This is a genomic window from Streptomyces sp. NPDC054961 (assembly GCF_053609145.1).
Map to the genome: position 1 here is coordinate 156,676 of NZ_JBSGWY010000006.1, position 5,929 is coordinate 162,604.

Genomic DNA, 5,929 nt, shown 5'->3' on the forward strand with positions numbered 1-5,929 from the left:
CGCGGGGCGCCCCCGCCGCCCCCCGACCCCGGCCCGGGGGCCCGCGGGCCGCGGGGGGGCCCCCCGCCCCCCCCCCGCCCCCCCGCCCGCCCCCCCCCCCGGGGGGGCCCGCCCTTTCGCGTCCCGCGGGGCGGGCCGTGGGTCAGGGTTTGTGGACCTCCTTGTCGGCCGCGCGCTCCGGGTCCGGGGTCCCGCCGATGAAGTTCTCGAACCTGCGGCGCGGCGAGGCCCACCGGCGGTCGTGGTGGAAGGCGCGCAGTCCGGCCTTGGCGCGGGCCTTCGGGCGGTTCGCGTAGAACTTCTTCGCGTACGGGGAACCGGGCCGGGCCAGCCGGATCGAGCCGATCAGCGCGACGAAGGGGATGACCATGCCGAAGAACGCGGTGCGCGCCTTCCCCTTCCACAGGGCGATCAGGGCCAGGAAGAAATTGGTCGCCGTGTTGATGACGACCAGCCCGCGGTTGTGCCGTTCGTCGGAGGTGAGGTCGTTGACCCCGAACGGCAGGAACCCGCCCAGCACCAGCGCCACGATCGCCGCCGTCAGGACCACGATCTCCACGCTCTTGCGGCCCTGCTCGCTCCAGTAGACGTCGTCCAGGTGCAGGATCAGCGCGAACTCGTCCAGGACCAGCCCCGCGCCCAGCCCGAAGATCACGGCCGACAGCCCCGCCCCGAAGCTGTGCCCGCTGCTGCCGATCGCCCCGAAGCCGCCGATGATCACGAGGATCACCCCCGGTACGACGTGGTGGATGTGCATCCCGCCCGGGGTGACGTTCTTGAAGGGCCCCCGCCCGGCCCGGATCATCCGGGTGATCATGCGGGTGATCAGGAAGGACGACACGAAGGAGAGCAGCGCGAGGAGCAGCGGGAGCTTGCCCGGCTCGACGATGTTTCGGTACCACCAGTGACCCATACCGCAGACTCTCTGTTCGGCAGCTCCCGCTTTGGACCGTAATGGGTAACTTACCGTCCGGTGTGAGCGGGTAGCGTTCGCGGCGATGACAGATTCGTACGACAACCCCCACCCGGCGCCCGCGCCGACGCCGCCCGCGGACCGGGCCCCGCTGGCCGACGGCGTGCGCTTCGCCTTCGGCACGCTCACCGTCCTGCCCGCCCGCATCACCCGCTGGGACCGCCCCGCCGCCCGCACCGGCATGGCCTGCGCCCCGCTCGCCGGGCTCGTCGTGGGACTCCTCGCGGCCGCCTGCGGCGTCCTCCTGGTGCTGCTCGGCGGGGGACCGCTGCTCGCGGCCGCCGTCACCGTCGCCGTGCCGGCGGCCCTGACCCGGGCGCTGCACCTCGACGGCCTCGCCGACACCGCGGACGCACTGGGCAGCGCCAAGCCGGCCGACGCCGCGCTGCGCATCATGAAGCAGTCCGACATCGGCCCCTTCGGGGTGGTGGCGCTGGCCTTCGTCCTCCTGATCCAGGCGGCCGCCCTCGCCGACGCGTTCGCCGGCAGCTGGATCCGGGGCGCGCTGGCCACCGTGCTCGCCGCCGTCGCCGCCCGGCTCGCCATGACCCTGGCCTCCCGCGACGGGGTCCCGCCGGCCCGGCCCGAGGGGCTGGGCGCGGCCGTCGCCGGAGTGGTCCCGCGCGCCACGGCCGCGGCGATCGCCACGGCCACCGTGCTCCTGGCGGCCGCCGCCGCGCTGCCGCTGGGCGCGGCGGCCGCCGCGCAGCACGGGGCGGCGGTCCTGGCGGCCCTGGTGGCGGCCGAGTTCCTGCTCCGCCGCTGCGTACGCCGCTTCGGCGGGGTCACCGGCGACGTGTTCGGGGCGCTGGCCGAGGTCTCCGCGACGGTGGTCCTGGTGGTCCTGGCCCTCGGGTGAGAACCCCGGGCAGGGCGCGACGTAGGGTCGGGGCGTGGAAGAGAACCCGAGCCCGGACCCGACGCCCATCAGGGTGCTCCTCGCCGACGACCAGGCGCTGCTGCGCAGCGCGTTCAAGGTGCTCGTCGACTCCGAGCCCGACATGCGGGTCGTCGGGGAGGCCTCCGACGGGGCGCAGGCCTTCGACCTGGCGCGCCGCGCCCGGCCCGACGTCGTGCTCATGGACATCCGGATGCCCGGCACCGACGGCCTCGCCGCCACCCGGCTGATCAGTTCCGATCCCGAACTGGCCGCCGTGCGCGTGGTGATGCTGACGACCTTCGAGGTCGACGAGTACGTCGCCGCGGCCCTGCGGGCGGGCGCCTCGGGCTTCCTCGGCAAGGGCGCCGAACCCGAGGAGCTCCTCAACGCCATCCGGGTCGCCGCCGCCGGGGACGCGCTGCTCTCCCCGGCCGCCACCAAAGGGCTCATCGCCAGCTTCCTCGCCCAGGGCGGCGGCGCCGGGGAACCCCCCGCCGCCGGCGCGGCGCACGCGCAGCGGCTGGCCGCGCTGACCGGACGCGAGCGCGAGGTCCTCGTACTCGTCGCGGCGGGCCTGTCCAACGACGAGATCGCCCGCCGGCTGGCGGTCAGCCCGCTCACCGTCAAGACGCACGTGAACCGGGCCATGGCCAAGCTCGGCGCCCGCGACCGTGCGCAATTGGTGGTCATCGCCTACGAATCGGGACTAGTCCGGCCCAGGGCAGAGTAGGCCCGTCTACTGCGGACGCGGTATGCCCCGGGTAAGGACGGGACCTGGGGCCGACGCTGCCGTGCCCGCCCGCGAGAGAGGCTGGGGAGCCCTCGCGTCGGCCCGACGGCATGACTTCGCCATGACCTCGTAGGCGGCACGCACGTCCCTGCAGAGAGATCCCCATACCCATGTTCCGGCTGTCCCGCTTCAGCCTGGCCCAAAGGGCGCTGATCGGCCTCGTGTCGCTCGTCGCGCTCCTCTTCGGCGCCATAGCCATCCCGCAGCTCAAGCAGCAGCTGCTGCCCTCCATCGACCTGCCGATGGTGTCCGTGCTCGCGCCGTACCAGGGTGCCTCCCCCGACGTGGTGGAGAAGCAGGTCATCGAACCGATCGAGGCCACCCTCAAGGGCGTCGACGGGATCACCGGCATCACCTCCACGGCCAGCGAGGGCAACGCCCTCATCATGGCGACCTTCGACTACGGCGACACCGGCACCAAGCAGCTCGTCGCCGACGTCCAGCAGGCCGTCAACCGGGCCCGCGTGCAGATGCCCGCCGAGGTCGACCCCCAGGTGGTGGCCGGCTCCACCGACGACATCCCGACCGTCGTCCTCGCCGTCACCTCCGACAAGGACCAGCAGGCCCTCGCCGACCAGCTGAACAAGTCCGTCGTCCCCGTCCTCGAGGACATCGCGGGCGTCGGCCAGGTCAGCGTCAACGGCGTCCAGGACCTCCAGGTCACCGTCACCCCGGACGACGCGAAGCTCGCCGCGGCCGGCCTCGACGGCGCCACCCTCGCCCAGGGCCTCCAGGCTGGCGGCGCCGCCGTCCCCGCCGGATCCTTCGACGAGGCCGGCAAGAACCGCACCGTACGGGTCGGTTCGGGCTACACCTCGCTCGCGCAGCTGGAAGACCTGCGCCTCACGGCCGGGCCCGGCAAGCGGGCCGTCCGCCTCGGCGACGTGGCGAGCGTGAAGCAGGAGCCCGCCAAGGCCGTCTCGCTCACCCGCACCAACGGCAAGCCCAGCCTCGCCCTCGTCCTGACCATGGACAAGGACGGCAGCGCGGTGGCCATCTCGGACGCCGTCAAGGACAAGCTGCCCGAACTGCGTTCCACCCTCGGCGCCGGCGCCGAGCTGACCGTGGTCAGCGACCAGGGCCCGGCCGTCGCCAGGTCCATCTCGGGCCTGACCACCGAGGGCCTGCTCGGCCTGGTCTTCGCGGTGATCGTGATCCTGGTCTTCCTCGGCTCGGTGCGCTCGACGCTGGTCACCGCGGTCTCCATCCCGCTGTCCGTCGTCCTCGCGCTGATCGTGCTGTGGACCCGCGACCTCTCGCTCAACATGCTGACGCTGGGCGCCCTCACCATCGCCATCGGCCGGGTCGTCGACGACTCGATCGTGGTCCTGGAGAACATCAAGCGCCACCTCGGCTACGGCGAGGAGCGCGAGAGCGCGATCATCACCGCGGTCAAGGAGGTCGCCGGCGCGGTCACCTCCTCGACGCTCACCACCGTGGCCGTCTTCCTGCCGATCGCCTTCGTGGGCGGCATGGTCGGCGAGTTCTTCGGCCCGTTCTCGATCACCGTCGCCGCGTCCCTGCTGGCCTCGCTGATCGTCTCCCTGACCGTCGTGCCGGTGCTCTCATACTGGTTCCTGCGCGCGCCCCAGGGCGTGAGCGCCACCGACGCCCGGAGCGCCGACAAGGCGCGCCGCGAGGCCGAGGAGAAGGAGGCCCGCAGCAAGCTCCAGCGGTTCTACGTACGGGCCCTGAACCTGGTCACCCGCCGCCGGCTCGCCACGGTGTCCGTCGCCGTCGTGGTGCTCGTCGCGACGATGGCCATGACCCCGCTGCTCAAGACGAACTTCTTCGACCAGGGCGACCAGGACGTCCTGACCGTCAAGCAGGAGCTCGCCCCCGGCACCTCGCTGGCGGCCGCCGACGAGGCCAGCCACAAGGTGGAGAAGGCCCTGGCGGCGACCGAGGGCGTCAAGGACCAGCAGGTCACCGTCGGCTCCTCCGGCTTCCTGGCCGCCTTCGGCGGCGGAACCGGCTCCAACCAGGCGTCCTACCAGGTCACCCTGAAGGACTCGAAGGACTCCGAAGCCGTCAAGAAGCGCATCCAGACCGCGCTGGACGGCCTCGACGGCATCGGCGACACCAGCATCTCGGCGGGCGGCGGCTTCGGCAGCCAGAACCTCAGCGTCGTCGTCAAGGCCGGCGACGCGGACGTCCTCGCCCGGGCCGCCGAGCAGGTCCGCGCCGAGGTGGCCACCCTCGAGGACGTCACCGACGTCCAGAGCGACCTGTCCCAGTCCGTTCCCCGGATCTCCGTCACCGCCACCCCCAAGGCGGCGGAACTCGGCATCGGCCAGGCCGCCCTCGGCGGCATCGTCGCCCAGGCCGTACGGGGCAACCCGGCGGGCAAGGCCGTACTGGACGACACCGAGCGGGACATCGTCATCAGGTCCGCGCAGCCGGCCACCACCCTGGCCGAGCTGCAGGCGCTGCCCGTCGGGCCGGTCAGGCTCGGCGACATCGCCGAGGTCAAGGAGGTCCCCGGACCGGTCGCGATGACCCGGATCGACGGCGCCCGCGCGGCCACCGTCACCGCGAAGCCGGTCGGCGACAACACCGGCGCCGTCAGCGCCGTCCTGGCGTCGAAGATCAAGGCCCTGGACCTGCCCGCGGGAGCCACGGCTACGATCGGCGGCGTGGGACAGGACCAGAGCGAGGCCTTCGGCTCGCTGGGCCTGGCCATGCTCGCGGCCATCGCGATCGTCTTCATGCTGCTCGTCGCGACGTTCCGCTCGCTCGTCCAGCCGCTGATCCTGCTGGTCTCCATCCCGTTCGCGGCCACCGGCGCGCTCGGCCTGCTCCTCGTCACCGGCACTCCCATGGGCGTCCCGGCGATGATCGGCATGCTGATGCTCATCGGCATCGTCGTGACGAACGCGATCGTCCTGATCGACCTGGTCAACCAGTACCGGGCCCAGGGCTTCGGCGTGATCGAGGCCGTCGTCGAGGGCGGCCGCCACCGGCTGCGTCCCATCCTGATGACGGCAATGGCGACGATCTTCGCGCTGCTGCCGATGGCGCTGGGCGTCACCGGCGCCGGCGGTTTCATCTCGCAGCCGCTGGCCGTGGTCGTGATCGGCGGCCTGATCAGCTCCACGCTGCTGACGCTGCTCCTGGTGCCGACCCTCTACGCGATGCTGGAACTGCGCAAGGAGCGCCGCCGCGCGAAGCGCCGGGCCCGCCTGACGGTGGTCCCCTCCCCGTCCGCCCCCGCGGAGGACGAGGACCCGGTCACCGTCTGACGCGTCGGGGGGGGGGGCGCGGGCGCGGCGCGGGCGGGGGCGCG

At 73.0% G+C, this 5,929-nt stretch carries 4 protein-coding genes; 3 read left to right on the top strand and 1 reads right to left on the bottom strand.

Features of this window, described 5'->3' with window-relative positions; genetic code table 11:
- Window positions 1-142: 142 nt before the first annotated feature.
- Window positions 143-913, bottom strand: a complete 771-nt coding sequence (locus ACWF9Z_RS08980) for a hypothetical protein (RefSeq protein ID WP_453599146.1) — start codon at window positions 911-913, stop codon at window positions 143-145.
- A gap of 85 nt (window positions 914-998) precedes the next feature.
- Here ACWF9Z_RS08980 and ACWF9Z_RS08985 point away from each other — a divergent pair, with 85 nt between their 5' ends.
- The 3 genes from ACWF9Z_RS08985 to ACWF9Z_RS08995 all read left to right on the top strand — a co-directional run bounded on the left by ACWF9Z_RS08985 (window position 999) and on the right by ACWF9Z_RS08995 (window position 5,885).
- A complete protein-coding gene (locus ACWF9Z_RS08985) occupies window positions 999-1,832 on the top strand; it encodes an adenosylcobinamide-GDP ribazoletransferase (RefSeq protein WP_453599149.1) in 834 nt (277 codons plus the stop codon).
- 34 nt (window positions 1,833-1,866) lie between these two features.
- Window positions 1,867-2,583 carry a response regulator gene (locus ACWF9Z_RS08990; protein WP_453599152.1) on the top strand — a complete coding sequence of 239 codons (717 nt, stop codon included), beginning with the start codon at window positions 1,867-1,869 and terminating at the stop codon, window positions 2,581-2,583.
- A 170-nt stretch (window positions 2,584-2,753) separates the two neighbouring features.
- Window positions 2,754-5,885, top strand: a complete 3,132-nt coding sequence (locus ACWF9Z_RS08995) for an efflux RND transporter permease subunit (protein WP_453599155.1) — start codon at window positions 2,754-2,756, stop codon at window positions 5,883-5,885.
- Window positions 5,886-5,929: the final 44 nt, after the last annotated feature.

Excerpts from the sequence above, each read along its gene's own strand:
- ACWF9Z_RS08980 (WP_453599146.1), bottom strand. The coding sequence starts at position 913 with ATGGGTCACTGGTGGTACCGAAACATCGTCGAGCCGGGCAAGCTCCCG.
- ACWF9Z_RS08985 (WP_453599149.1), top strand. The coding sequence starts at position 999 with ATGACAGATTCGTACGACAACCCCCACCCGGCGCCCGCGCCGACGCCG.
- ACWF9Z_RS08995 (WP_453599155.1), top strand. The coding sequence starts at position 2,754 with ATGTTCCGGCTGTCCCGCTTCAGCCTGGCCCAAAGGGCGCTGATCGGC.